The organism is Thauera sp., assembly GCF_034003485.1.
In the GTDB taxonomy this organism is placed as follows: Bacteria; Pseudomonadota; Gammaproteobacteria; order Burkholderiales; family Rhodocyclaceae; genus Thauera.
This window is the reverse complement of record NZ_JAVEYL010000019.1, coordinates 1-25,547: the sequence shown is the minus strand read 5'-3', so window position 1 is coordinate 25,547 and position 25,547 is coordinate 1. Positions and strand designations below refer to the sequence as shown.

Here is a 25,547-nt window from a genome sequence, read left to right as displayed (position 1 = left end):
ACAAGACCTCCACATCACCCTCCCCCGGAGCCATGGTCACCCCGACCGAGCACGCATTCCGGCCTCAGATCGAAGGGACGACCGGCACCGAAGCCAGCGCCTTTCGCATCCTGATCGTCGACGATGATCCATCCCTGCGCCGCACCTTTCCGCACGTGCTCGCCCGCCCGGGGCGCGTGTTCGACGAATGCGGCACGATCGGCGAGGCAATCGCACGCCTCGAGCACGAGCACTACGCGCTGATCCTGCTCGATTACCGCCTGCCCGACGCCAACGGTCTCGCCCTGCTCGACTGGCTGACCGATCACCATCGTGACGAGGCGGTGATCATCATCAGCGGCGAAGACGCGATCGATGCCGCGATTGCCGCCCTGCGCCGCGGCGCCGACGACTATGTGCGCAAGCCTTACCACGTCGCACAACTGCAGCGCGCGGTCGACGGCGCCCTGCACAAGGGTGCGCTGGAAAAGGCCAACAAGCTGATGAGCCAGCGGCTGAAGGCGTCCGAGCGCCTGCACCGCTACCTGGTCGAGAGCTCGCCCGACCTCATCTTCACGCTCGACAGCACCGGTCGGTTCACCTACGTCAATCCGCGCGTCAAGGCCCTGCTCGGCTATGACCGCAGCGCGCTGATGCGCCGTCCCTTCACCACCCTGGTGATGCCCGAGGACCTCGACCGCATCGACGGGCTGCTCAGCCAGCCCAGCAGCCTGCCCGGCGAAAGCTTCAGCGTGGAGCTGCGCCTGCGCCGCTACCGCGGGGGTCCCAGCGGCGAAGGCGACAACATCACGGTCTCGCTGACCGGAATCCCGATGCTGACGCAGGAGGATGACCGCCGTGTCGTCGGCCTGTATGGCGTGGCGCGCGACATTTCAGAGCGCAAGCGCGCCGAGGAGATCATCTCCTTTCAGGCGTACCACGACCAGCTCACCCACCTGCCCAACCGCGTGCTGTTCAAGGACCGGCTGGAACTCGCGATCGCCCAGGCCCAGCGCCGCACCGGTGCGCTTGCCGTGATGTTCATTGACGTTGACCGCTTCAAGCTGGTCAACGACACCTTCGGCCATGCCGAAGGTGACGCGCTGCTGCGCGCCATCGCCGCACGCCTGTCGGCCACCCTGCGCCGCGGCGACACCCTCGCCCGCCTGGGTGGCGACGAGTTCACCGTGCTGCTGCCCGACATCAACCAGCCCGAGGATGCGGAAATCATCGCGCGCAAGGTGCTGGAGGCACTCAGTCCGCCGATCAGCCTGAGCCAGGGCCAGTTCCGCGCCACGGTCAGCGTCGGCATCGCACTCTTCCCGCGTGACGGCAGCACCGCCGAGGAACTGACCCGTCACGCCGACGTCGCGATGTACCAGGTCAAGCGCTCGGGCAAGAACGCCTACCGCTTCTTCGACCCCAGCCTCAACACCCACCATCGTGACCGAATCGCGCTCGAGAACGACCTGCGCAGCGCGCTCGTGCGCAACGAACTCGAGCTCTACTACCAGCCCCAGGTGAGCGTCGTCGATCGCCGCATCGTCGGCCTGGAGGCCCTTCTGCGCTGGCAGCACCCGGTGCTCGGCCAGATCCCGCCCACCACCTTCATCCAGGTGGCGGAAGAAGTCGGCCTGATCGGCGAAATCAGCGCCTGGGTGCTGGAGCGCGCATGTGCCCAGGTCGCCGAGTGGCGCCAGACCGGAATCGAGCCCCCACGCATGTCGATCAACCTGTCGGCACACGACTTCCACCGCGCCAACATCGTCGTCAACATCACCGAGTGCCTCGAGCGTCACGCGCTCACCCCCGGTCAGTTCGAGATCGAGATCACCGAAAGCATCATGATGAACGACACCGCAGGGGTCGCCGCCAAGCTGCGCGAACTGCGCGCGGCCGGGATCAGCGTCGCCATCGACGACTTCGGCACCGGTTACTCGGCGCTCGCCTACCTGCAGAAATTCCCGGTCAGCGCGCTGAAGATCGACCGCAGCTTCGTGCGCGATCTCGAAGGGCCAATGACGAACCCGATCATTTCCGCGATCACCGGCATCGCACGCGGTTTCGAACTCGAACTCGTGGCCGAGGGCGTGGAAAACGAGGAGCAGGCGCTCGCGCTGCGCTCACTCGGCTGCGACGTGATGCAGGGTTATCTTTTCGCACGGCCCGCCCCGGCCGCCGATGCGTATGGCTGGCTGATCAGTCCCGAGCAGCTCTTCCGGTCCATGGACACCGGCAGGCTCACCGAACAGCCCGCAGGGCTGACCGCCTGAAGGGAAGGCGGGAAAGCGAACGCCACAAGCACGGAATACAAATACGAAGGCCGGCGTCAGCCGGCCTTTTGGCGTTCGGACACCGCGGCTGCGGGTCCGGATCTGCGCGTTACTTCAGGGACAGGATCCAATCGACCAGCGCCTTCGCGTCGGCGTCGTTCACCTGGGCGTTGGGGGGCATCGGAACCTTGCCCCACGTGCCCACGCCGCCCTTCTGGATCTTGGTCGCCAGCATGGCGGGCGCATCAGCCTGGCCAGCGTACTTGGCGGCAATTTCCTTGTAGCCGGGACCGACCAGCTTCTTGTCCACCGCGTGACAGGCCAGACAGTTCTTGGACTTGGCCAGCGCCTCGGACGCGAAAGCAGGCGAAGCGGAGAGGAGACCTGCAGCAACCGCAGCAGCAACGAGAGCCTTCATATTCCATACCCCTTGGTGTTGGTTTTAATCTTGGCGAATCTTAAACCTTCGCCGCGCCGCTGCCTATGGACAGAACAGGATGTTGCACATTTGCCGCGACCCGGATCACGCCCGCAACGCTACTGCCGCACCTCCATGGCCTCGTCCGGGCGCAGGCCGGCGTGGCTGGCGCGGAAGGGGTTGATGTCGAGGCCGCCGCGGCGGGTATAACGCGCCCAGACGGCCAGTTCCTGCGGCCGGCAGCGCGCCATGAGGTCGCAGAACACCCGTTCCACGCATTGCTCGTGGAACTCGTTGTGCGCACGGAAGGACACGACGTAGCGCAGCAGGCCTTCACGGTCGATCGCCGGCCCGCGGTAACGCACCACCAGCATCCCCCAGTCGGGCTGGCCGGTGACGAGGCAGTTCGACTTGAGCAGATGCGAATAGAGCGTTTCCTCGATCTCGGCCCCCGCTGCGTGCAGCAGCTCGGGCGCGGGTTGGTAGGTGTCGATCGCGATCTCCAGGGCGTCGAGGCATTCGCCCTGCGGGTACCCGGCGCTGCGTTGCGGGCGCGTGGCGAGCGGCAGCAGCACGACACCGACCTCGGCCCCCGCAGCCGCGCTCAGATCGCCCGCGATCCGTGACTGCACCTCATCCACGCTGGCCATGCGCTGCTGGTTGAAGGAGTTGAGGTAAAGCTTGAGCGACTTGGACTCGATCAGGCGCGGCGAAGCGGCCGGCACGCGAAACTCGCCGAGCGCGACGACAGGCTTGCCGCGCGCGTCGAGCCAGGAGAGCTCGTAGGCGTTCCACAGGTCCTCGCCGACGAAAGGCGGGGCGCCGGCTGCGATGCCGAGTTCGTCGCGTTTCAACTGGCGCTCGATCGGAAACAGCAACTCCGGCGCGTAGGTGTCGCGATAGGCGACCGCCTGGCCGAGCAGGGAGGCTTCGGCGCCGTGGCGGCGCGGGGTGTCTGGGTGCATTCGTGTGGTCCTGAAAGATTTCAGATCCGGTCGGGGGCGAACAGGGCGGCGAGGTCGATGTGGGCTTCGATGCTGTCGGCGAGACGGTCGAGATCGGCTTCACGGCGGGCGGCGAGGTCGACCTGCCCGGCCTCTTCCAGCGCCTCGGCGTCCAATCCTGCCCAGGCAAGCAGCGCCGACAGGGCAGCGGGGGCGTCGAACAGGCCGTGGACGTAGGTGCCGAGGATCTGCCCATCGGCCGACACGGCGCCGTCGGGACGGGTCGCGGCGGGGTCGTTCCCGTGCGCGAGCCACAGCGCCGGTCTCGCCAGCGCCGGGCCGGAGGTGACACCCATGTGAATCTCGTAGCCGGTCACCTCAGCCCCCATCGCTGCCCGGCTCACCCCATCCGCCTTCGTTTCACCCCGCTTCGTCTCACCCGCACCCTTCTTGGGTGCAGTGTCGGACCCGTCGCCGCGCGACAGGTTCGCGAGCCGGCCGCTCAGGTTGCGCAGTTGCTTGTGTTGTTCGAGCACCGTATCCACCTCGAGCAAGCCCAGCCCGGCCATCCTGCCCGGCACGCCTTCGAGGCCGTGCGGGTCGTCGAGTTCGCGGCCGAGCATCTGGAAGCCGCCGCAGATGCCGATCAGCCTGCCGCCGTAGCGCAGGTGGCGCTGGATCGCCGCCTCCCAGCCCTGCGCGCGCAGCCAGGCGAGGTCGGCCTGCACGCTCTTGGAGCCGGGCAGCACGATGAGGTCGGCAGGCGGGATGGCCTGTCCGGGGCCGATCCAGCGAAAATCGACCTGCGGGTGCAGGCGCAGCGGGTCGAGGTCGGTGTGGTTGGAGATGCGCGAGTACACCGGGGCGATCACGCGCAGGGCGGCCTCGCCCGCGCACACGTCGGCGGCGCTGTCGGCGAGCGCGTCCTCGGCGTCGAGGAAGAGTCCGTGCAGGTAGGGGAGCACGCCGAACACCGGACGGCCGGTGCGCGCTTCGAGCCAGTCGAGGCCGGACTGCAGCAGGCCGAGGTCACCGCGGAAGCGGTTGATGACGAAGCCCTTGACGCGCGCCTGCTCGGAGGGCGAAAGCAACTCGAGGGTGCCGACGAGGTGGGCGAACACGCCGCCGCGGTCGATGTCGGCGACCAGCACGACGGGCACGTCGGCCGCCTCGGCGAAGCCCATGTTGGCGATGTCACGGTCGCGCAGGTTGATCTCGGCGGGGCTGCCGGCGCCTTCGACGAGCACTGCACCGTAGGCGCTGCACAGGCGGTCCCAGCTCTGCATCACGGCGGCCATCGCGGTGGGTTTGTAGGCGTGGTAATCCTTTGCCGACAGGCTGGCGACGGCGCGGCCGTGGATGATGACCTGGGCGCCGATGTCGGTGGAGGGCTTGAGCAGCACCGGGTTGAAGTCGGTGTGCGGGGCGACGCCGGCGGCGAGCGCCTGCAGGGCCTGGGCGCGGCCGATCTCGCCGCCGTCGGCGGTGACGGCGGAGTTGAGCGCCATGTTCTGCGGCTTGAACGGGGCGACCTTGATGCCCCGCCGGCGCAGCACGCGGGCGAGGCCGGCGACCAGCGTGGTCTTGCCGGCATCGGAGGTGGTGCCTTGCACCATCAACGTGATCGGGGGGGACATGGCGTAGAATCCTGCGGGTTTTGCACGAAGGGGCGGGATTATCGCCGATTCGGGTGGCTGCCGTGGGGGTGCGCGACCTGCAGGCTGATTCTTGCACCCCGCTGTACGGCGTGAGCGCCTGAGGGTGTTTGGAGCCGTTGGGTATCGGAAGGGCCTGGGCTTGCGCGGGCTGGTCGGTCTGGCGCGGGCGGGGCCGCAGCCGGGCAGACGTTCGCGGCCTTCGGCTTCCCGATCCGGCGAACATTGGCGGGGCGGCCACGGCCCCGCCCGCGCCAGACCTTGGTGGTTGCGGCTGCGTCTGCTGCTTGGGGTAAATCACCCCAGTGCCTTTTTTGACCGTTCCGATGTCATCTTCACTGCTCCTCATTCTCGCTCTCAAGATGGCCGCTGGCCTGCTCGCCGATCGCGCGTTTGGCGAAGTGCGCCGCTTTCATCCGCTGGTCGGCTTCGGTCGCTGGGCGGGCTGGGTGGAGCGTGGCTGCCGGCGGCTCCTCCACGCGTCGAACGAGACCGGCACCCGCATTGCCGGCGTGCTCGCCTGGGCGCTGGCTGTGTTGCCCTGGGCGGGGATCGCGCTGTGGTTGCGAGACGCGCATCCGCATGCGCACTGGGTGGTCGATGTCGGTCTGCTCTATCTGGCGCTCGGCGGGCGTAGCCTGGTCGAGCATGCACAAGCCATCGCCGTGCCGCTGGCGGCCGGGGATCTGGACGAGGCGCGCACGCGGGTGGGCTGGATCGTGAGTCGCGACACGCGCGAACTGGATGCGGAAGGGGTCGCCAAGGCGGCGACCGAGTCCGTGCTCGAGAACGGCAACGATGCGGTGTTCGGAGCGCTGTTCTGGTTCGTGCTCGGCGGTGGTGCGGGGGCGCTGTTGTTCCGGCTGGCGAACACGCTCGATGCGATGTGGGGCTACCGTACGCCGCGCTACCTGCAGTTCGGCTGGGCGGCGGCGCGTATCGACGACGTGTTGAACTTCGTCCCCGCGCGCCTGACCGCGCTCACCTACGCGCTGCTCGGCCGCACACGACGGGCGCTGGCGTGCTGGCGCAGGCAGGCGCCGGGCTGGGACAGTCCCAACGCCGGCCCGGTGATGGCGGCCGGCGCGGGTGCGATTGGGGTGCGCCTGGGTGGAGCGGCGATCTATCACGGCCGCGAGGAAGTTCGGCCAGCGCTGGGTGAAGGCCGTGCGCCGGACGGGGCGAGCATCATCGCTGCGGTGGCGCTGGTGCGCCGGGGCGCCGGGCTGTGGCTGTGCCTGGTCGCGGCGCTCGGCGTGGCGGCGACGCTCGCCGGAGTCGGCAATGCTTGAGCACGGCGGCCGCCTGCGCCGCGCCGCCGCGGCCTACGACATTCCGCTTGCCGACTGGCTGGACCTGTCGACCGGCATCAACCCGCAGGGCTATCCGGTACCGCCGGTGCCGACCGACGCGTGGCTGCGCCTGCCGGAAGACGACGACGGCCTCGAAGCGGCCGCGGCGGACTACTACGGCAGCGCGGAGCTGCTCCCGGTGGCGGGCTCGCAGCCGGCGATCCAGTTGCTTCCCGCCGTGCTGCGCGGCGAGCGCGTGAGCCTGCTCGCGCCCGGCTATGCGGAGCACGCCCACGCGTGGCGGGAGCGGCGCGCGGTCGCGGTCGGCGCCGACGCGATCGACGCTGTGGTGGCGCGCAGCGACATCGTGGTGCTGGTGCAGCCGAACAATCCGACCGGCGTGCATTTCGGTCGCGAGCGCCTGCTCGAGTGGCACGCCCGCCTCGCTCGGCGCGGCGGCTGGCTGGTGGTGGATGAGGCCTTCATCGACAGCACCCCGGCACAGAGCCTGGCGCCGCTGGCCGGCGCAGACGGACTGGTGGTGCTGCGCTCGCTGGGCAAGTTCTTCGGCCTCGCCGGCGCGCGCGTGGGCTTCGTCTTCGCGCCGGCCGTTGTACGCGCGGCACTCGCCGAACGCCTCGGTCCGTGGACGCTCGCCGGACCGGCGCGCTGGGCTGCACGCCACGCGCTTGCCGATGGCGCGTGGCAGGCACAGGCGCGCACCGCGCTGCAGACGGCTGGGGCACGCCTGCAGACCCTGCTCGAAGCGCATGGATTGCCCGCCTGCGGCCCCGCGCTGTTCAAGCTCGTCGCCACACCGGACGCGGCGCGCCTGCATGAGACCTTCGCGCGCCGGGGCATCCTGCTGCGGCTGTTCGAGACCCCGCAGGCGGTGCGCTTCGGTCTGCCACCGGACGAAGCCGGCTGGGCTCGGCTGGCAGCGGCAGTGGCGGAATGCGCGTGAGCGCACAGCGGCGCTGCCCGCCAGACGTTCGGCGTCCCCCTCGTGCCGCGCGCGCCCTGTGCGGGCCTCCATCGCATCTGGCCGGTTTAGCCCCCACGCTTGCCCAGCGCTCCTGACGCGGGTAAAAGCTGACGCTCCACGCCACCCGATCGACCGCAATGCCACACGTCCTCCCCACCGCCGCCCGCCCGACCCTCGCCCTGCTCGCCACGCTGCTGTTTGGCCAGGCGTCCACCGCGAGCGCGCAGATCGAACTCACCGACGATGCCGGCGAGCACATCGTGCTCGCACAGCCTGCGCGCCGCATCGTCAGCCTGGCGCCGCACGTCACCGAGATCCTGTTCGCGGCCGGTGCCGGCGAACACGTGGTCGGAGTCGTCGCCTACAGCGACTATCCGGAAGCCGCCCGCGCCCTGCCCCAGGTCGGCGGCTACACCCAGGTCGATCTCGAAGCCATCGTCGGCCTGCGCCCCGACCTGGTAATCGGCTGGCGCAGCGGCAACCGCGACGCCCACCTCGCCCGACTGCGGGCGATGGGCATACCGGTGTACCTGAATGAGCCGCGCAGCCTGGACGATGTGGCGCGCAGCCTCGAGCAATTCGGCCGCCTGGCGGGCAGCGACGCCGCCGCCCGTGCCGCCGCGACCGCATTCCGTGCGCGCCATTCGGCGCTGGCCACGCGCTACGCCGGTCAGTCGCCGGTGCGCACCTTCTATCAGATCTGGGACCGTCCGTTGATGACGGTCAATGACGAGCACCTGATCGCCGACGTGATCCGCCTGTGCGGTGGCAGCAACGTGTTCGGCGGCCTGTCGCAGCTTGCGCCGACCATCGGCGTGGAGGCTGTGCTCGCTGCCAATCCCGAGGCGATCGTCGCCAGCGGCATGGGTGACGCCCGCCCGGAGTGGCTCGACCAATGGGCGCGGTGGCCGCAGCTCAAGGCGACCGGGCGCGACAACCTGTTCTTCATCCCGCCCGATCTGATCCAGCGCCACACGCCGCGCATCCTCGACGGCGCCGAGCGCCTGTGCGCGCAGCTCGAGACGGCGCGTGCACGCCGGCCGGCCACTGGCGCGGACGGAAACTGAAGACCACCCGCTCGTCGCGCGACGATGCGCTCGACCGCAACGGGACGGCACCACGCTGCGTCGAGTCGATCGGTTTTCGTTAATATTCTGCGCATACCCACAACGAAACAGGAGACAGCCATGCGCAGACCGAACCCGCTCCCCCCGTCCCCCCTGGGCGGATTCTCACGTCGCCGGATGCTCAAGCTCGGACTCGGCGTGGCCGCGATCGCCGGCCTCGGCAGCCAGTGGGCGCCGATCAGCGCCTTCGCCAAGGAGCTGGACGACTTCGTCCGCGGCCCGGCCGTGCCCGACATTGCCCCCACACGACTGTCCGAGCACGTGTGGATGATCTGGTCGAAGGATGGCTTCCCGACCCCCGAGAACCAGGGAATGATGAGCAACATCACCTTCGTCGTGACCCGCGAGGGCGTGGTGATGCTCGACCCGGGCGGCTCGGTGCAGATCGGCGAGATGGCGCTGCGCATGATCCGCACCGTCACCGACAAGCCGGTGGTGGCGATCTTCAACACCCACTACCACGGCGACCACTGGCTGGCCAACCACGCCTTCGAGGACGCCTTCGGCAAGGACCTGCCGATTCATGCCCATCCGGTGACCAAGAAGGAGATCGAGGGTGTGCAGGGCAGCATGTGGCACAGCATGATGGAACGCTGGACCAACCAGGCCACCGCCGGCACCCGTATCGTCGCCCCCAATCGCGAGACGAATCACGGCGACGTGTTCAGCTTCGGCGACGTCACCCTGCGCATCCACCACTACGGCCTCGCCCACACCCCGGGCGACATCTGCATCGAGGTCGTGGAAGACCAGCTCACCCATGTCGGTGACGTCGCCATGGACCGCCGCATCGCCAACATGGACGACGGCTCCTACGTCGGCACCTTCCATTTCTACGCCGAGCTCGAGAAGAACGCGCCCTCGCGCATCTGGGTGCCGGGCCACGGCCACGCCAGCGCCGAGGTGCTGAAGTGGAATCGCGAACTGTTCGAGGGCATCTACGAGAACTCCGTGCGCGCGGTCGAGGACGGCGCCGACATGGCGAGCGCGCGCGAACGCGTGCTCGCCGACCCGCGCGTGGCGAGCCGTGCGGCCGACACTGCAGGCTTCGAGTCGAACATCGGCAAGTACGTCAGCCTCGCCTATCTGGAGGCGGAGCGCGAAGCCTTCTGACGCTTCGCGAGGCGGACGCAGACCCGCACCCGCTGCACGTCAGGGCGCCCTCGTTCAAGGCCAGGCACGGTCGTCGTCCGGGACCACCATCGGATGACGACGGATGCGCGCATCCTCCCGCCACACGCGATCGAAGATCCACGCCAGGCTGGGAAGCAGGCCGGCAAAAAAATGAGTGGCGGCCGACGATGCGTCCGATGGCAGCGCCGTAGCCGACACCCGCAGCGCACGCAGACGGCGCCGCAGCGAGGGGTGGAAGAGCCCCGCGCGCGCCTCCTTGATCGCCAGCGCAGGGTCCGCAGCGATGGTCTCGTGCGAGAACCCGGCCGCAAAACCATGCCCCATCTCGCGGAACGGACGCACGACCGAGGCTGCATCGGCAGTCTGCAGCGCGTGCACGCGCGGCCAGTAGTCGTGCTGCAGGAAGTGCTCCTTGCGGCTGAGTTCGACCAGCGTCTCGCCGAGCAGGGTCGGCCCCACCAGCCGCGCGGCGACCGCATCGGCCTCGAGCTCCTCGATCCGCGCCAGGCGCAGCATGTCGTGACAGAAGCGGTCGGCATGCCCGCCGAGCCAGGGCAGACCGCCAGACGCCCCGGGGAGCAGCGCGTCCAGCGCCCTTACCCACGCGGCCCGCAGCCAGGCCGCCCAGCCACACCAGCCGCGCCGCTGCGCAGCAACATGGCCGAACTCGTGGGCGAGCACGGCGGCGAACTGCGCCGGCGAAAGACAATGCACGAGCGGCAGGCCAATCAGCAGTTCGGTGCGCATCGCGCCGGGCAGCACGAGACCGGGGCACTGCACGACGTTCGCATTGATCTCATCGGTGATGCGTACATGCTCTACCGGCTCGACCCCGGCTCGCCAGGCAAGGTCGTCGAGCAGGCGAAAGAAGTCTTCCGCGGCCGCGCGCGGCAGGCGGATGCCTTCCGGCCGCGGCCCGACCTGCAACAGCGCCTTCAGGCCACTGAGCGCAAGCGCGAGACTGATCAGGCCTGCGCCCACCCACAGCACCGTGCGGAGCGGCTCGCCGTCGCCGATCGCGGCCCACGCCGCCGCCACGCAGCACAACGCCACCGCCGCAAGCAGCAGCGTCACGCTCAGCAACAACGCCAGCCCGGCCAGCGCCATCAACGCGAGCCTGCGCGCAAGCCGGGCGCGCAGGCGAATGACACTACTACGGGGTTTGAAGTCGTTCATCGAGTGGAAACCGGATCAACTTAGCAGTGAGAGTTTAACCAAGCCGAAACAAACGTGGGGTAAACCCGCACTCAGTCAGAAGACGACGCAGCCCGGACTGAGCAGGCCATCTTCCGCATGAAATCTCGGCGATCGGGCCAAAATGCCTCGCTTCTCAGGGGCGAAGCGCTTATAGTGCCGGTTCGCTGCGGTGCACCAGTCGTTCGCAGCGACTCCTGAAACGATTCCTGCGGCCGCATTACATCCGTCATGCCGGCCCGGATCTCTTCCCGCAGCCCGGATTGGTGCCGCTTGAACGCGGCGGGCTCGCGCCGGACCATTAAATGAATTCCGAAGTGACTTTCGCCAGCCTCGAGTTGGCCGAACCCATCCTGCGTGCCATCGGCGAGGCCGGCTACACGCATCCCACGCCCATCCAGGCCCAGGCCATTCCCGAGGTGCTGGCCGGCCGCGACCTGCTCGCCGCCGCACAGACCGGTACCGGCAAGACCGCCGGCTTCACGCTGCCGCTGCTGCACATGCTGGCCGCCACGCATGTCCACCCGCACCCGCCCGGCCGCCCGCGCTGCCTGATCCTCACCCCGACGCGCGAGCTCGCCGCCCAGGTGGAGGAATCGGTCAAGACCTACGGCAAGCACCTGCCGCTGACCTCGCTGGTGATGTTCGGCGGGGTCAACATCAACCCGCAGATCAGCGCGCTGAAAAAGCGTGTCGACATCCTGGTCGCCACCCCGGGGCGCCTGCTCGACCACGTCGGCCAGCGCACGCTCGACCTCTCGGGCGTCGAATTCCTGGTGCTGGACGAAGCCGACCGCATGCTCGACATGGGCTTCATCCGCGACATCCGCAAGGTGCTCGCGCTGTTGCCCAAGAAGCGCCAGAACCTGCTGTTCTCGGCCACCTTCTCCGACGAGATCCGCCAGCTCACCCAGGGCCTGCTGCACAACCCGGCCACGGTCGAAGTAGCGCCGCGTAACACCACCGCCGAGCGCGTCGACCAGGCCGTCTACATGGTCGGCCAGAAACAGAAGCGCGAACTGCTCGCCCACCTGATCAAGGAAAAGCAGTGGTTCCAGGCGCTGGTGTTCACCCGCACCAAGCACGGCGCCAACAAGCTCGCCGAGTACCTGACCAAGCATGGCATCGAGTCGGCCGCCATCCACGGCAACAAGAGCCAGGCCGCGCGCACGCGTGCGCTGGCGCAGTTCAAGGACGGCTCGTTGCCGGTGCTGGTGGCCACCGACATCGCCGCGCGCGGTCTCGACATCGACCAGTTGCCGCAGGTGGTCAACTTCGAGTTGCCGAACGTCCCCGAAGACTACGTGCACCGCATCGGCCGCACCGGTCGCGCGGGTGCCGCAGGCCACGCGATCTCGCTGGTCGACAAGGATGAGAACAATCTGCTGACCGCGATCGAGCGCCTGATCAAGCGTCGCATCGACCGCGCCGTGGCCGAGGATTTCGTGCCCAGCGCCGGTGGCGAGGCCGCGCACGACGCCGACAATGAGCGCCCGCCGATGCCGCGCCGCGGTGGCGGCCGCCCGGGTCAAGGGCGCCCCCAGGCCGTCTCTGCCAATCCACGCGGTGGCGATCGTCCCGCAGGTGCCGGAGGCAGCGGCGCAGGCAAGCCGGCCAGCCGTGCGCCGCAACGTGTGCGCGGCGAGGCCGACGGCAACCGTGCGCCGCGTCAGGGTGACGGACGCGAACTCAATGGCAACCGTGCCCCGCAGGGACGCACGGAAGTCGACGGTAACCGCAGCTCGCCCGCGCGCCGACCCGAGGTGGACGGCAATCGCGCGCCCGCCAGCCGCCGGCCGGAAGGTGGCGGCAACCGCACGGGACAAGGCCAGTCCCCGCGTTCTGCGCCGCGCGCAGCCTTGTTCTCGGCCAAGCCCGGCAGCGGCGAACGCTAAGCGTCGTCAGGACGCCCTGCATCCATACGTAACAGTATGGATGCAGGTATAATCCCGGTGTATTGACCTGACAGTCCATTCGCCGCGGAGACAGCATGAGCACGCCGGAAGCCCTGTACCAACAAAAACGCATGGCGGCGGCCGACGCCGTCAGCCTGGTCCGCGACGGCGACGCCGTGGTCGTGCCCACCGCCGTGGGCGAACCGCCCGCGCTGCTGCACGCCTTGTCGGAACGTCGCAATACGTTGCGCAACGTGGCGGTCAGTCAGATCCTGCCGCTGCGCAAGTTCGCCTACATCGACCCCGAGACGCGCGCCCACATCCGCCACGACGCCTACTTCTTCAGCGGCGCGACGCGCCCCGGCGGGTACGCGGGGTGGGTGGATTACATCCCCGCCTACTTCTCCGAGCTGCCGATGCTGATCGACCGCGGCCTGTCGCCGGCGGACGTGGTGGTGTCGATGGCCTCGCCGATGGACGAGCACGGCTACTTCAGCCTGTCGCTGGCGCCGGACTACACGATGGCGGCGGTGCGCCGCGCGCGCGTGGTGCTGCTCGAGGTGAACCCGAACGTCCCATTCGCCAACGGCGACTGCCTGGTGCACATCTCGCAGGTTTCCGGCCTGGTGGAGAGCGACGAAGAGTTGTTCGAAGTCGGCCTGCCGCAGATCGGCCCGGTGCAGGAAGCGATCGGCAAGCACGTCGCCGACCTTATCGACGACGGCGCCACGCTGCAGATCGGCTACGGCGGCATTCCCGACGCGGTGGTGATGCAGTTGCAGCACAAGCGCGACCTCGGCATCCACACCGAGATGATCGGCGACGGCATCCTGTCGCTGATCGAATCCGGCGCAGTGACCAACCGCAAGAAGACCTTCATGCCGGGCAAGACGATCGCCACCTTCGCGCTCGGCTCGCGCCGCCTGTACCGCACGCTGAACCGCAACCCGGCGATCGAGATGCACCCGGTCGATTTCACCAACGACCCCTACATCGCCGCGCGCAACGACAAGCTGTGCGCGATCAACGCCACGTTGCAGATCGACCTGATCGGCCAGTGCGGCTCGGAGAGCCTGGGCCACCTGCCCTATTCCGGCACCGGTGGCCAGGTCGACTTCGTGCGCGCCGCCAACCGCTCGAAGGGCGGCAAGGCCTTCATCGTGCTGCCGTCGACGGCCAAGGACGGCGCGGTGTCGCGCATCGCGCCGGTGCTGTCGCCGGGTACGCACGTCACCACGGGCAAGAACGACATCAACTACGTGGTCACCGAATACGGTGTCGCCGAGCTGCGCGGCAAGACCGCCAAGCAGCGCGCCGAAGCGCTGATCGGCATCGCCCATCCGGACTTCCGCAGCGAGCTGCGTGAATCCGCGCGCAAGATGAAACTGCTATAGGCCGTCAAACGGCCGATCGGTCGAACCCCCTGTGGCTGGCCTGCCCGCGATCGCTGCACCTGCACCGCAGCCATTCGCGGGCAAGCCCGCTCCCACGGCGAGCGGACCGCCGGCTCAGAGGATGACCGTGATCTCCTCGCGGCGCACGAGCTCTGCACCGAAGGCGAGCGCATCGAGCTGCAGCGCGTCGCGCGCGGTCACGATGCCCACCGGCGACTTGGCGGCGTCCACCACGGCGACGTGGCGGATGCCGCTTTCGTACATGAGGTGGAGCGCGTGGCCGAAGGGCTTGTCTTCGGCGAGCGTCATCGGGTTGTGTGTCATCACCTCGCCCACCGCGGTGGTGTCGGGATCGAGTCCGGCGGCGATCACGCGGAAGGTGGCGTCGCGCTCGGTGAAGATGCCGGTGAGCACACCGTGCTCGGTGATCAGGGCCGCGCTGCAATGCTGCGCCTGCATGAGCTGGGTCACTTCCCGCACCGAGGTGAAGATCGACACGTTGACGAAGCTGCGGTCGGCAAGGACCTGATGGATCGGACGGCTGGGCATGATCTGTCTCCTTTTGCATTTATCGAACGGCACGGTTCACTAGCTTCAATCGTGCCAGCTTGCCGGGCGTGCGCATTAACGCAGCGAGTGATCGGCAAGCCCCTGTTCTATAGGAGATTTTTGACCGTGTCGTGACGCAGAGAAAACGCTGCGCCGCAACATCGGGCAGAAGATCGTGCATCGATGCCGTGCATCGGCGGGGGGAGTCGCACCGCCGCGGTGCATCGCGCCTTGGCGCTCACGCGGGCTCAGGCGCCCTCAGTCCCCTACGTGGCGACGCAGCCCCATGACCTCGCCCATGCGCACCGGGCGCGCCGCCGCCCAGTCGGACGCGAAGCGCAGCGCATGCTTTGGGAACAGCATCACCACCGTCGACCCCAGCAGGAAGCGCCCCATCTCGTCGCCCTGGCCGAGCACGATCTCGCCGGCGCCATAGGTGCGCTTTTCGATGTCGGGCATGCGCGGCGGGTTCACCACGCCGTGCCACACCGTCGCCATGCTGCCGACGATGGTCGCGCCCACCAGCACCATCACGAAGGGGCCGAACTCGCCCTCGAACACGCACACCACACGCTCGTTGCGCGCAAAGAGGCCGGGCACGCCACGCGCCGTGGTCGGATTCACCGAGAACAGCTCGCCGGGGACGTAGATCATCTGCGTCAGTTGCCCGGCGCAGGGCATGTGGATGCGGTGGTAGTCGCGCGGGGAGAGGTAAAGGGTGGCGAAATCCCCATTTTCGAAGCGCGCGGCAAGGGCCCGGTCGCCACCGACGAGCGCGGTAGTCGAGTAGAAATGGCCCTTGGCCTGGAAGATCTGGTCGAACTCGATCGGCCCCAACTGACTGATCGCGCCGTCGACCGGGCACACGAAATCGACCTCGTCCAGCGGCCGTGCGCCCGCGCGCAGCGCTCGGGTGAAGAACTCGTTGAAGCTCGCGTAGCTCGCCGGGTCGGCGTTGGCCGCCTCGGCCATGTTCACGCCGTAGCGCTTGATGAACCAGCGGATCACCGCAGTCGTCGCCTTGCCGCCCTCGAGGCCGGCGAGCTTGCCGGCAAGCTGGGTGAGCAGACGCTTGGGCAGGGCGTACTGGAGGGCGACGGTGAGACGTTCGGACACGGCGGGATCCTGGGCGAAATGCGCGCGACTTGCGCAGAAGCGGCGATTATACCGAGCGCCTTCCGGCCCGCCGGCGATGAAACACACTGTCGCCAATCAGGCGCAGCGGACTCACGCACGTCCCCGCACGCGCCTTCAAGCCAGCAGCAGCGACGCCGCAATTCCCCACAGCATCAACGCCACCAGCGCGTCCAGCACCCGCCACGCCATCGGGCGCGAGAACAGCGGCACGAGCAGGCGGGCGCCGTAGCCGAGCAGCACGAACCAGACGATCGACGCCGTGATCGCGCCAGCGGCAAAGAGCGGGCGCAGGTCGTCGGCCTGCTGGCTGCCGATCGAGCCGAGCAGCACCACGGTGTCGAGGTAGGCGTGCGGGTTGAGCAGGCTGAAGCCGGCGGCCGCCAGCAGCGCCTGGCCGCGCGACATGCGCTTGTGTTCGGTGACGTCCACTGCCCGCCCACCGCGCACGGCGGCGAGCAGGGCGCGAGCGCCGTACCAGATCAGGAAGGCCGCGCCGCCGTAGCGCGCCGCCGTCATCAGGTCGGGGCTGGCGACGAAGAGGCTGCCCAGCCCGGCGATGCCGAGCGTGATCAGCAGCATGTCGCACAGCGCCGACACGCTCACCGTCAGCAGCACGTGTTCGCCGCGCAAGCCCTGGCGCAGCACGTGGGCGTTCTGCGCGCCGATCGCCATGATCAGGCCGAGGGTCAGCACGAAGCCGTTCAAGTAGACATTGCTCATGATGCGTTCCGTTGTTGTTTTCAGCACGGGGGCACGCAGCCCCGTGGGAGCAACTGTCTGTGGGAGCAACTGTCTGTGGGAGCAACTGTCTGTGGGAGCAACTGTCTGTGGGAGCAACTGTCTGTGGGAGCAACTGTCTGTGGGAGCAACTGTCTGTGGGAGCGGGCTTGCCCGCGAATGGGCGCCAAGACCGACCCTTTTCGCGGGCAAGCCCGCTCCCACGGCAAGCTCGTTCCTCCGCTGGGGAGAGCCGCCAGGATAGGCGTAGCCCAGCCCTTTCTTAAGTAGAATCGATTTAATTCAATTCTGAGTAAAAACGCTAATGATCGACCACCGCCTGCTCGCCTTCGAAGCCGTGCTGCAGGAAGGCGGCTTCGAGCGCGCTGCGCGCCGGCTCGCGCTCACCCAGTCAGCGGTCTCGCAGCGCGTGAAGCTGCTCGAGGCCGAACTCGGCCAGGTGCTGCTGGTGCGCAGCAAGCCGTTGCGACCCACGCCGGCCGGGCGTCGGCTGCTCCCCTATCTGGCGCAGTTGCGGCTGATGGAGGCCGAGGCGCGGCGCGCGCTCGCGCCGGGCCAGGGGCACGGACCGCTGCGCCTGGCGGTCGGCGTCAATGCCGACTCACTCGCCACCTGGTTCATTGACGCCATCGCCATGGTGGTCAGGGAAGAAGGCCTGGTGCTCGAGTGCGTGGTGGACGATCAGGACCACACCCACGCGCTGCTCGCCGATGGCGAGGTATTGGGCTGCGTCTCCACCCGCCCCGATCCGATGCGCGGTTGCGGCGCCGAGCGCCTGGGCGTGATGCCCTACCTGTGCGCGGCCTCGCCGGACTTCCGCGCGCGCTGGTTCCCGCGCGGGCTCACCCGTAGCGCGCTCGAGAAGGCCCCGGCGATCGTCTTCGGTCGCCACGACGACATGCACGAGGCCTTCCTGCTGCGCCACTTCGGGCTGGATGCCGGGCAGTATCCGCACCACGTCGTGCCCTCCTCCGAAGGCTTCATGGCCTTCGCGGTCGCCGGGCTGGGGTACGGCTTCATTCCCGCAATTCAGGCGCGCGAACACCTCGAGCGTGGCGAACTGGTCGACCTGACGCCCGAGCGCGAGGACGTGGTGCTGTACTGGCACCACTGGCAGGTGCAGTCGCCGGTGATGGCGAGGCTGGCAAGGGCGATTGCCGACGCGGCTGCGAAAGCCCTGGCCTAGTTCAGCGCTCGGCGCCGAACAGTCCTGCGACCGCCTGCGGGTTGGACGCAAACCAGAGGTGCACATACGAGGCCGTCACCGACCCTACGCGATACACCGCCTCGCCCGCGCCGCCGTCCGGCCGCTGCGCACGCCGCCAGGGGGTGAGCGGGGTCTCGGTCTTCGAGTAATGAAAGGTGTGGCCGGTGATCCGGCCCTGCGGCAGATCCACCTGCTGCAGGCCGAGCGCGGCCAGGCGCTGCTGCATCACCGCGCGGCCCGGCAGCACGCCGGCAAAGGCGTGCTCGACCCCCGCCTTGTCGACCACCGCGTCGAACAGGCTCATCATGCCGCCGCACTCGGCGAGCAGCGGCCGCCCGGCCGCGACCTGGGCGCGCACGTCGCTCCAGAAGCCCGCATTGGCCGCCAGCGCGGCGCCGTGCAGTTCCGGATAGCCGCCAGGCAGCCACAGCGCATCGCTGTCAGCGGGCAGGGTCTCGCCGGCGAGCGGGGAAAAGAAGGCGAGCTCCGCGCCCAGCGCGCGCAAGGTGTCGAGGTTGGCCGGGTAGATGAAGCCGTAAGCGGCGTCGCGCGCGATCGCGATCTTCTTTCCGGCGAGCAGCGGCGGTACGGCCGGCGCAGCCACCGCGGGAAACGCCACCGTCGGCGGCAACGCTGCCGCACCGGTCTGATGCAGATGATCGGCGAGACGGTCGAGACGTGCATCGAGGTCTTCGATCTCGGCCGCCTGCAACAGGCCGAGATGGCGCTCGGGCAGCGCGGCATCCGCATCGCGCATCACCGCCCCGAACCAGCGCATGCCTTCGGGCAGCGATTCACGCAGCATGTCGGCGTGGCCCGCGCTGCCAACGCGGTTGGCGAGCACACCGGCGAACGGCAGGCCGGGCTGGTAGTGCGCGAGGCCCCAGGCCACCGCACCGAAGGTCTGCGCCATCGCGCGCGCATCGATCACTGCCATCACCGGGATGCCGAAGCGGCGTGCGATATCGGCCCCCGAAGGCGCGCCGTCGAAGAGGCCCATCACGCCTTCGACCAGGATCAGGTCGGCCTCGAGCGCAGCGGCGTGCAGGCGCCAGGCGATCTCCGCCTCCCCGCACATGCCGAGATCCACGTTGTGCACCGGCGCGCCGCTGGCTACCGCGTGGATCTGCGGGTCGAGAAAGTCCGGCCCGCACTTGAATACGCGCACCCGCCGACCGAGCCGCGCATGCAAGCGGGCGAGCGCAGCGGTGACGGTGGTCTTGCCCTGGCCCGAGGCGGGGGCCGCGACAAAGAGCGCGGGACAGACGGCCGCACTCACTCGTTGCCCTTCCCATGCACCACCGCACAGCCCGCATGCGGCAGCGGCGAGGCCGTGGGCTGTTCCTGCGCCTGGAACCACGCCAGCTTCGGATACAGGCCCACCACGGTGCCGATCACGGTCAACGAGGGCGGGCGCAGGCCTTCGTCCAGCGCCCGCTGCGCCAGGGTGGCGAGGTCGCCCACCACCACACGCTGGGCGTGGGTGGTGCCGCGCTCGATGACGCCGGCGGGCGTGGTCGGCGGCAGGCCGTGGGCAACGAGCTGCGCGCAGATATCGGCCAGGCGCGAGATGCCCATGTAGATCACCACGGTCTGGTGCGGGCGCGCCAGCACAGGCCAGTCGAGGTCGATCTTGCCCTCCTTGAGGAAGCCGGTGGCAAAAACGACCGACTGCGCGTGATCACGGTGGGTGAGCGGAATGCCGGCGTAGGCCGACACGCCCGCCGCCGCGGTCACGCCCGGGATCACCTCGACGTGCACGCCAGCATCGACCAGCAGCTCCATCTCCTCGCCACCGCGACCGAAGATGAAGGGGTCGCCGCCCTTCAGACGCACCACGCGCTTGCCTTCCTTCGCCAGCTTGAGCAGCAGCAGGTTGATCTCGTCCTGCGGCAGCGAATGATCGGCGGCCTTCTTGCCGACGTAGATGCGCTCGGTCGACTCCGGGGCCAGGTCGAGGATCGCCGGGGCGACCAGGTTGTCGTAGACGATCACGTCTGCCCCCGCCACCAGGCGTGCGCCGCGCAGCGTGAACAGCTCCGGGTCGCCGGGCCCGGCACCCACCAGATACACACAGCCCGGCAGCGGGCCGGGGCGATGAACCGCAAGATCGGGGATGCTCATGCTTACCACTCCATGCCGGCCATCGCCTTCACCCCTGCGGCGAAGGCGTGCTTGACCGGCGTCATGTCGGTGACGGTGTCGGCGGCCTCGACCAGCGCGGGCGGCGCCCCGCGGCCGGTGACCACCACGTGCTGCATCCGCGGCCGGGCGCGCAGGTCGGCGACCACGCGCTCCGCGTCGAGATACTGGTACTTGAGCGCGATGTTCAACTCATCCAGGACGACCAGCCCGACGTCCGGACTGGCAAGCAGGCCGCGCGCCAGCTCCCAGGCCGCTTCCGCGGTCGCGATGTCGCGCGCGCGGTCCTGCGTCTCCCAGGTGAAGCCCTCGCCCATCACGTGCCAGGTCACGCCGGGCTGCGTGCGAAAGAAGGCCTCCTCGCCGGTGTCCGAGCGCCCCTTGATGAACTGCACCACGCCGACCTTCATGCCATGGCCGAGCGCGCGCGCCACCAGGCCGAAGGCGGCGCTGGACTTGCCCTTGCCGTTGCCGGTGTTGACCAGCAGCACCCCGCGCTCGGCCTGCGCGGCGGCGATCTTGTCGTCTACGACGTCCTTCTTGCGCGCCATGCGGGCGTTGTGACGGGTGTCGCGGTCGGTGTCGTGGGTCATGCGAGGCCTTTCGGGTTCGAGTTTGTGAAGTCTAGCGGCGGACGACCTTTGCCACCGCTCAATCCGGCAGAAACACCGCCCGCCCCGCGTGCTCGATCCGCCGCAGCGGATGGCCGAAGGCCTGGCTGAGCAGGTCGGCGCGCAGCACGGTGTCGCGGTCGCCGGCGATCACGCCGCCGCGGCCGTCGAGCAGGATGATGTGGTCGGCGTAGCGCGCGGCGAGGTTGATGTCGTGCAGCACCAGCACGCTGCCGCGCCCGGCGCCGTCCTCGCGCACCAGGCGCTGGAACAGGTCGAGGGCGGCGATCTGGTGATGCAGGTCGAGGTGGTTGAGCGGCTCGTCGAGCAGGAAGAGGCGCGGCGCCTGGGTCAGCAGGGTCGCGATCGCGACGCGCTGGCGCTCGCCGCCGGACAGCGTCTGCACATCGCGCTGCTCGAAGCCCGCCAGCCCTACCTCGGCCAGCGCCCGGCGCGCGATCGCCACGTCCTCCGCACCTTCCCAGCCCCAGCGTCCGAGATGCGGGTGGCGGCCGACCAGCACCGTCTCGAGCACGCCGGCGGCGAAGGGGTCGGGCTGCTGCTGGGCGAGCAGGCCGCGGAAGCACGCCGCCTCCAGCGCGGGCCACGCCGCATACGGCAAGCCGCCGATGCGCACCTGGCCCACGCTCGGCTCACGCAGGCCGGCGAGCGTGTGCAGCAGCGTGGTCTTGCCCGCGCCGTTGGGGCCGAGCAGCACCAGGCATTCGCCAGCAGACAGGCTGAGGCTGAACTCGCAGCACAGCCAGCGCTCGCCCACCTGCAGCGCGAGGCGTTCGGCCTCGAGCAGCGGGGCGTCATCGACGGGCAGCGCGCGGCGGGCGGCGTTCATGCCTTGCTGCGCGAGAGCAGGAAGAGGAAGACCGGCACCCCGATCAGCGCGGTGAGCACACCCACCGGCAACTGCTGCGGCGCCATCACCGTGCGCGCCGCGGTGTCGGCCAGGGTCAACAGCGTGCCGCCTGCGAGCGCCGCGGCGGGGATCAGCACGCGCTGGTCGTTGCCGAGCACCAGGCGCACCAGATGCGGCACGATCAATCCGACGAAACCGACCGAGCCGACCAGCGTCACCGACGTTGCCGTCAGCAGCGAAGCCAGCACATACAAGGCAATGCGCAGATGGCCGACGCGCACGCCGAGCGCGCGCGCGGTAAGCTCGCCCCGCGCCAGCACGTTGAGGTCGCGCGCGAACGGCATCACCACCACCAGCGCCAGCACCAGCACGACCACCGCCGGCCAGGGGCGCGCTGCCGCGCTGGCGTCGCCCATCATCCAGAACAGCATCGACATCACCCGCGTGTCCGGCGCCAGCGCCAGCATCAGGGACACCGCCGCGCCACAGCCGGCGGCGACGATGACGCCGGTGAGCAGGAGCCGCGTCTGCGTCCAGCTGCCGTCACCATGCGCCAGGCCGAACACGACCACCATCGCGGTGAGCGCGCCGACGAAGGCCGAGGCATCCACCCAGAAGGTGGCCGCGCCGAGCGTTATCGCCCCCAGCGCCGCCACCGCCGCACCACCGGAGATACCGAGGATGTAGGGGTCGGCGAGCGGGTTGCGCAGCAGCACCTGCATGAGGGCGCCGGCGGTGGCGAGCAGACCGCCGCAGGCGAAGGCGGCGATGGCGCGGGGGAGGCGGAGCTCGCGGATGACGGTCGCACTCAAACCATCGCCACCCGCCAGCGCGGCGACAACGTCGTCGACCGCGACCGGCAGGTCGCCGGCGACCAGCGCCCAGAACAGGGCTGCCACTGCCACCGGCAGCAGCACCGTCGCGATCGCCAGTGGCGACCGCATACGGCGCATGCGGGGGCTCACGCGCGGCTCCGCGCACAGCGCAACAGTTGGCATCGACGATCAGTGCATCGCGTAGCGCAGCGCCACAAAGGCGTTCGTGCCTTGCGTTCCGTACCCCTTGGCAATCTCATAGTCCTTGTCGAGCAGGTTGTTTGCACGCAACTCCACGCTCCAGTCCGGGGCCATGGCGTAGTGGACGTAGGCGTCGACCAGGCCGTAGCCGCCCATGCGGCCCGATGCCGTGTTGGGCACGCGATCATAGCGCCGCCCCTGGCCGTTCCACTCCACGCCCCAGGTCCACGCGCCTGCGGCACGCTCGACGGCAAGCGCACCGCCGAGGCGGGCGCGGCGGCCGAGTTCATCGCCGGTTGCCTCGTCCTCGGCATCGAGCAGGTCGACGCTGGCGCGCACCCGGTAACCGACGAGCATGGCGGACACGCTCGCCTCAACGCCCTCGATGTCGGCGCGACCCACGTTGGATGCGATACCGCTGGTCCAGTCGATCAGGTTCTTGATGCGGTTGTTGAAGTAGGTCAGGTCGACGCTCACGCCATTACGCTCCCAAGCCACGCCGATCTCGCGATTGAGCGCCTCCTCCGGCTTCAGCGCAGTGTTGCCGCCGAAGCAGCCCCACACCGGATAGCACTCGACCGGATAGTAAAGATCATTGAAGGTCGGCGCCTTGAACGCAGTGCCGATACTCGCATGGGCGCGCCACTCGGGCGTGAGGCGGTAGCCATAGGCTGCGGTGCCGGTGGTCTTGTCCCCGAACTGTGAGTTGCGGTCGTGGCGGGCGTTGAACTGCACGTTGTGGCGATCGAACTCACCACCCCAGCCGAGGAGGAAGGCGTTGAGATGGCGGCGGGTCTTCTCGTAGTCGGCGGTGGTCTGCACACGCTGCTGCAGGAACTCGTAAGCGGCCAGAAGCGAACCACCACCTAACGCGATGTCGTGCTGCCAGCTCAACTGGCGTTGGGTGGTATCGAAACGGGACTGCATCGTTGCGCTGGACTGGTTCTCCAGGGCATCGACGCTGTGGCCGAAGCGCAGCGTGCTGGTCCAGTCGGCCGTGTGCTGCTTGCGCAGATGGAGCCCGAATGACTCCGCGCGCTTGTCGAGATAGGAGTCGAACGACTCGGCCGCATCGAACCAGTTGCGCATGTCCGAATACAGCACGCTGGCACCGAGCTCATCGTTTCCACCGAGGTCGAGCGCCAGCGAGGCGCTCAGGTAATCCTCGCGGAAGCCGTCGTCGTCGCGGTCTTGATCCGTCTGTGCCGGGGTGCGCGCATTGAAGCCGTCGCTACGCGAATGGCCTGCGGTCAGGCTGTAACGCAGGCGATCGTTGCCGCCCGCCAGTGTCGCACTACCTTCGCGCGCGCCATCACTGCCAACACCAACGCGCGCCGAAGGCTGAAAGCCCTCGCGGCCCTTGCGGGTGAACACCTGGATCACGCCGCCGAGCGCGTCCGCGCCGTACAGCGCACTGCCAGGGCCGCGCAGGATCTCGATGCGCTCGATGACCTCAAGCGGAATCGTCTCCAGCACGGGCGAGCCGCTGGTCGCCGAACCGATCCGCACGCCATCGACGAGCAGCAGGGTATGCCCCGAATTGGCGCCGCGGATGAAAACGCTGCCGCTAGACCCCGGGCCACCATTGCGCGCCATCTGAACACCGGGCCGCGAAGCGAGCAGGCCAAGCAGACTCGCGTGGCCGGCGCGCGCGATCTCGTCGCGCTCAATCACATCCACACTGGCGAGCGCCGCATCTGCGCTGATCGGCTGACGGGTGGCGGTGACCACGACGTGGTTGAGTTGTGCGTCGTCGGCTTGCACGGCCGGGGCGATGGAACTGGCAAGCGCGCACGCTGAAGCGAGCGCGGAAATACGGATCTTCATTGTTTGAACTCCCTTCGCCATGCCGCACGTCCCCGCACGCCATGGCAACTTCACATGGACGTACCGCGACCCAGGTAGAACCGAAGAGAGCAAGACAAACCGCGCCCGTCGCCGCCACCCCGCGGCACATCCGCCAATTCGCGTTCCGGCCGGTCTCCGGGCTCGTGCGCTGTGCCGGCCTGAGGGCCGGACGGGCGGGTCGCCTTCCCGGGAGTGGGTACCCAGTGGCTGCATGACACGCCTTGCGCGCACTTACCGTTGCGGGGGCAGCACAGGCATTGCGGCCTCGTCTGGCGAGGAGCCGCGCACCTGTTTCCCGTTTAACCCATGGCGAGGAACGCCGGTGGGCACCGATAACGCGCCGCCCCTTTCGGGGCAGTCGGCGCGGATGATACCGTACGGGGCGGTATAGTGCACTGCAATAAAAGACAGTCATTCGAAGCGCAAGGAAGATCCAGAACAATGACATGCGAACTGATCCTCGGCGGCGCGCGCTCGGGCAAGAGCCGCGAGGCCGAACGCCGTGCTGCCGATTCCTGCCTCGCGGTGACCGTGATCGCCACCGCCGAGGCGCTCGACGACGAGATGGCCGCGCGCATCCGCCGTCACCAAGCCGACCGCCCCACCGCCTGGCGCACCGTGGAGGCGCCGGTGGCGCTCGCCGACACGCTGTGCCGCGAAGCCGCGCCCGGGCGCTGCGTCATCATCGACTGCCTGACGCTGTGGCTCTCCAACCTGCTGGCCGAGGCGCACACCCTGCCCGCCGGCACCACCGCCGACGACCTGCCGCTGTTTCGCCGCGAGCGCGACGCGCTGCTGGCCGCGCTCCCGACGCAGCCCGGACGCGTCATCCTGGTCGCCAACGAAGTCGGCCTCGGCCTGGTGCCGGAGACGCCGCTCGGGCGCCTGTTCCGCGACGAGGCCGGGCGGCTCAACCAGGCCGTGGCGGCGCTGTGTCCGCGCGTGGTCTTCGTCGCCGCCGGCCTGCCGCTGGTGCTTAAGCAGGCTAAACTGCAGGGCGAATAGTTTTCCGGGAGAAGGTCATGGGACTGCCTGCAGAGAAGCACAAGATGACGCTGGAAGACTTCCTGGCCTGGGAGGCGGAGCAGCCGGAGCGCTGGGAATTCTTCAACGGCGACGCCTTCATGATGGCCGGCGG

Annotated in this window: 22 protein-coding genes and 1 riboswitch; of the genes, 9 read left to right on the top strand and 13 right to left on the bottom strand. The window is 68.9% G+C overall.

What is annotated here, in order from left to right; genetic code table 11:
- Positions 1-32 precede the first annotated feature (32 nt).
- The gene (locus tag RBT54_RS11980) at positions 33-2,252 is read left to right on the top strand and encodes an EAL domain-containing protein (protein WP_320367298.1); all 2,220 of its coding nucleotides are present in this window, start codon (positions 33-35) and stop codon (positions 2,250-2,252) included.
- A gap of 109 nt (positions 2,253-2,361) precedes the next feature.
- Here RBT54_RS11980 and RBT54_RS11975 read toward each other — a convergent pair whose 3' ends face one another.
- From RBT54_RS11975 to RBT54_RS11965, 3 genes are all read right to left on the bottom strand, one after another.
- Positions 2,362-2,670: a c-type cytochrome gene (locus RBT54_RS11975; RefSeq protein WP_320367297.1), complete on the bottom strand. Its 309-nt coding sequence runs from the start codon at positions 2,668-2,670 to the stop codon at positions 2,362-2,364.
- Positions 2,671-2,789: 119 nt separating this feature from the next.
- Positions 2,790-3,635, bottom strand: coding sequence for an NADPH-dependent 7-cyano-7-deazaguanine reductase QueF (queF, locus tag RBT54_RS11970; protein WP_320367296.1), 846 nt, complete (start codon positions 3,633-3,635; stop codon positions 2,790-2,792).
- 20 nt (positions 3,636-3,655) lie between these two features.
- On the bottom strand, positions 3,656-5,251 hold the full coding sequence (locus RBT54_RS11965) for a cobyric acid synthase (RefSeq protein ID WP_320367295.1): 1,596 nt from the start codon (positions 5,249-5,251) through the stop codon (positions 3,656-3,658).
- A gap of 344 nt (positions 5,252-5,595) precedes the next feature.
- On the opposite strand from RBT54_RS11965, the gene cbiB reads away from it, so the two are divergent.
- From cbiB to RBT54_RS11945, 4 genes are all read left to right on the top strand, one after another.
- Positions 5,596-6,561, top strand: a complete 966-nt coding sequence (cbiB, locus tag RBT54_RS11960; RefSeq protein ID WP_320367294.1) for an adenosylcobinamide-phosphate synthase CbiB — start codon at positions 5,596-5,598, stop codon at positions 6,559-6,561.
- Positions 6,554-7,525 carry a threonine-phosphate decarboxylase CobD gene (gene cobD / locus RBT54_RS11955; protein WP_320367293.1) on the top strand — a complete coding sequence of 324 codons (972 nt, stop codon included), beginning with the start codon at positions 6,554-6,556 and terminating at the stop codon, positions 7,523-7,525. The genes cbiB and cobD overlap by 8 nt, the downstream gene beginning before the upstream one ends.
- Before the next feature lie 158 nt (positions 7,526-7,683).
- Positions 7,684-8,613, top strand: a complete 930-nt coding sequence (locus RBT54_RS11950) for a cobalamin-binding protein (protein ID WP_320367292.1) — start codon at positions 7,684-7,686, stop codon at positions 8,611-8,613.
- Between the two features lie 120 nt (positions 8,614-8,733).
- Entirely contained in the window at positions 8,734-9,786 is a 1,053-nt protein-coding gene (locus tag RBT54_RS11945) for an MBL fold metallo-hydrolase (protein ID WP_320367291.1), read from the top strand.
- 54 nt (positions 9,787-9,840) lie between these two features.
- Here the strand turns inward: RBT54_RS11945 and RBT54_RS11940 are convergent, their stop codons facing one another.
- A complete protein-coding gene (locus RBT54_RS11940) occupies positions 9,841-10,983 on the bottom strand; it encodes a M48 family metallopeptidase (protein ID WP_320367290.1) in 1,143 nt (380 codons plus the stop codon).
- A 323-nt stretch (positions 10,984-11,306) separates the two neighbouring features.
- On the opposite strand from RBT54_RS11940, the gene RBT54_RS11935 reads away from it, so the two are divergent.
- Together RBT54_RS11935 and RBT54_RS11930 are read left to right on the top strand one after the other, a co-directional pair.
- Complete coding sequence (locus RBT54_RS11935; protein WP_320367289.1) at positions 11,307-12,896, top strand: DEAD/DEAH box helicase; 1,590 nt, start codon at positions 11,307-11,309, stop codon at positions 12,894-12,896.
- Between the two features lie 95 nt (positions 12,897-12,991).
- On the top strand, positions 12,992-14,290 hold the full coding sequence (locus RBT54_RS11930; RefSeq protein WP_320367288.1) for an acetyl-CoA hydrolase/transferase family protein: 1,299 nt from the start codon (positions 12,992-12,994) through the stop codon (positions 14,288-14,290).
- A gap of 114 nt (positions 14,291-14,404) precedes the next feature.
- On the opposite strand, the gene RBT54_RS11925 is transcribed toward RBT54_RS11930, so the two are convergent.
- From RBT54_RS11925 to RBT54_RS11915, 3 genes are all read right to left on the bottom strand, one after another.
- Positions 14,405-14,839 (bottom strand): CBS domain-containing protein, encoded by a 435-nt coding sequence (locus RBT54_RS11925; protein WP_320367287.1) that lies wholly within the window; start codon positions 14,837-14,839, stop codon positions 14,405-14,407.
- A gap of 258 nt (positions 14,840-15,097) precedes the next feature.
- Complete coding sequence (gene asd / locus RBT54_RS11920; protein ID WP_320367286.1) at positions 15,098-15,955, bottom strand: archaetidylserine decarboxylase; 858 nt, start codon at positions 15,953-15,955, stop codon at positions 15,098-15,100.
- A 135-nt stretch (positions 15,956-16,090) separates the two neighbouring features.
- Positions 16,091-16,696: a LysE/ArgO family amino acid transporter gene (locus RBT54_RS11915; RefSeq protein WP_320367285.1), complete on the bottom strand. Its 606-nt coding sequence runs from the start codon at positions 16,694-16,696 to the stop codon at positions 16,091-16,093.
- A 322-nt stretch (positions 16,697-17,018) separates the two neighbouring features.
- Between RBT54_RS11915 and RBT54_RS11910 the strand changes: the two genes are divergently transcribed.
- Positions 17,019-17,900, top strand: coding sequence for a LysR family transcriptional regulator ArgP (locus RBT54_RS11910; RefSeq protein WP_320367284.1), 882 nt, complete (start codon positions 17,019-17,021; stop codon positions 17,898-17,900).
- Between the two features lies 1 nt (position 17,901).
- On the opposite strand, the gene RBT54_RS11905 is transcribed toward RBT54_RS11910, so the two are convergent.
- Genes RBT54_RS11905 through RBT54_RS11880 form a run of 6 tightly spaced genes read right to left on the bottom strand, consistent with a single transcriptional unit; the run spans position 17,902 to position 24,388 of the window.
- Positions 17,902-19,200: a cobyrinate a,c-diamide synthase gene (locus tag RBT54_RS11905; RefSeq protein ID WP_320367283.1), complete on the bottom strand. Its 1,299-nt coding sequence runs from the start codon at positions 19,198-19,200 to the stop codon at positions 17,902-17,904.
- A complete protein-coding gene (gene cobA, locus RBT54_RS11900) occupies positions 19,197-20,045 on the bottom strand; it encodes a uroporphyrinogen-III C-methyltransferase (protein WP_320367282.1) in 849 nt (282 codons plus the stop codon). The genes RBT54_RS11905 and cobA overlap by 4 nt, the downstream gene beginning before the upstream one ends.
- Positions 20,046-20,047: 2 nt before the next feature.
- A complete protein-coding gene (cobO, locus tag RBT54_RS11895) occupies positions 20,048-20,656 on the bottom strand; it encodes a cob(I)yrinic acid a,c-diamide adenosyltransferase (RefSeq protein WP_320367281.1) in 609 nt (202 codons plus the stop codon).
- A gap of 58 nt (positions 20,657-20,714) precedes the next feature.
- On the bottom strand, positions 20,715-21,524 hold the full coding sequence (locus tag RBT54_RS11890; protein WP_320367280.1) for an ABC transporter ATP-binding protein: 810 nt from the start codon (positions 21,522-21,524) through the stop codon (positions 20,715-20,717).
- Complete coding sequence (locus tag RBT54_RS11885; RefSeq protein WP_320367352.1) at positions 21,521-22,498, bottom strand: iron ABC transporter permease; 978 nt, start codon at positions 22,496-22,498, stop codon at positions 21,521-21,523. The genes RBT54_RS11890 and RBT54_RS11885 overlap by 4 nt, the downstream gene beginning before the upstream one ends.
- A 51-nt stretch (positions 22,499-22,549) precedes the next feature.
- Positions 22,550-24,388 carry a TonB-dependent receptor domain-containing protein gene (locus RBT54_RS11880; protein WP_320367279.1) on the bottom strand — a complete coding sequence of 613 codons (1,839 nt, stop codon included), beginning with the start codon at positions 24,386-24,388 and terminating at the stop codon, positions 22,550-22,552.
- Between the two features lie 129 nt (positions 24,389-24,517).
- Positions 24,518-24,758: riboswitch (cobalamin riboswitch) on the bottom strand.
- Positions 24,759-24,850: 92 nt separating this feature from the next.
- Here RBT54_RS11880 and cobU point away from each other — a divergent pair.
- Complete coding sequence (cobU, locus tag RBT54_RS11875) at positions 24,851-25,414, top strand: bifunctional adenosylcobinamide kinase/adenosylcobinamide-phosphate guanylyltransferase (RefSeq protein WP_320367278.1); 564 nt, start codon at positions 24,851-24,853, stop codon at positions 25,412-25,414.
- Positions 25,415-25,547 lie beyond the last annotated feature (133 nt).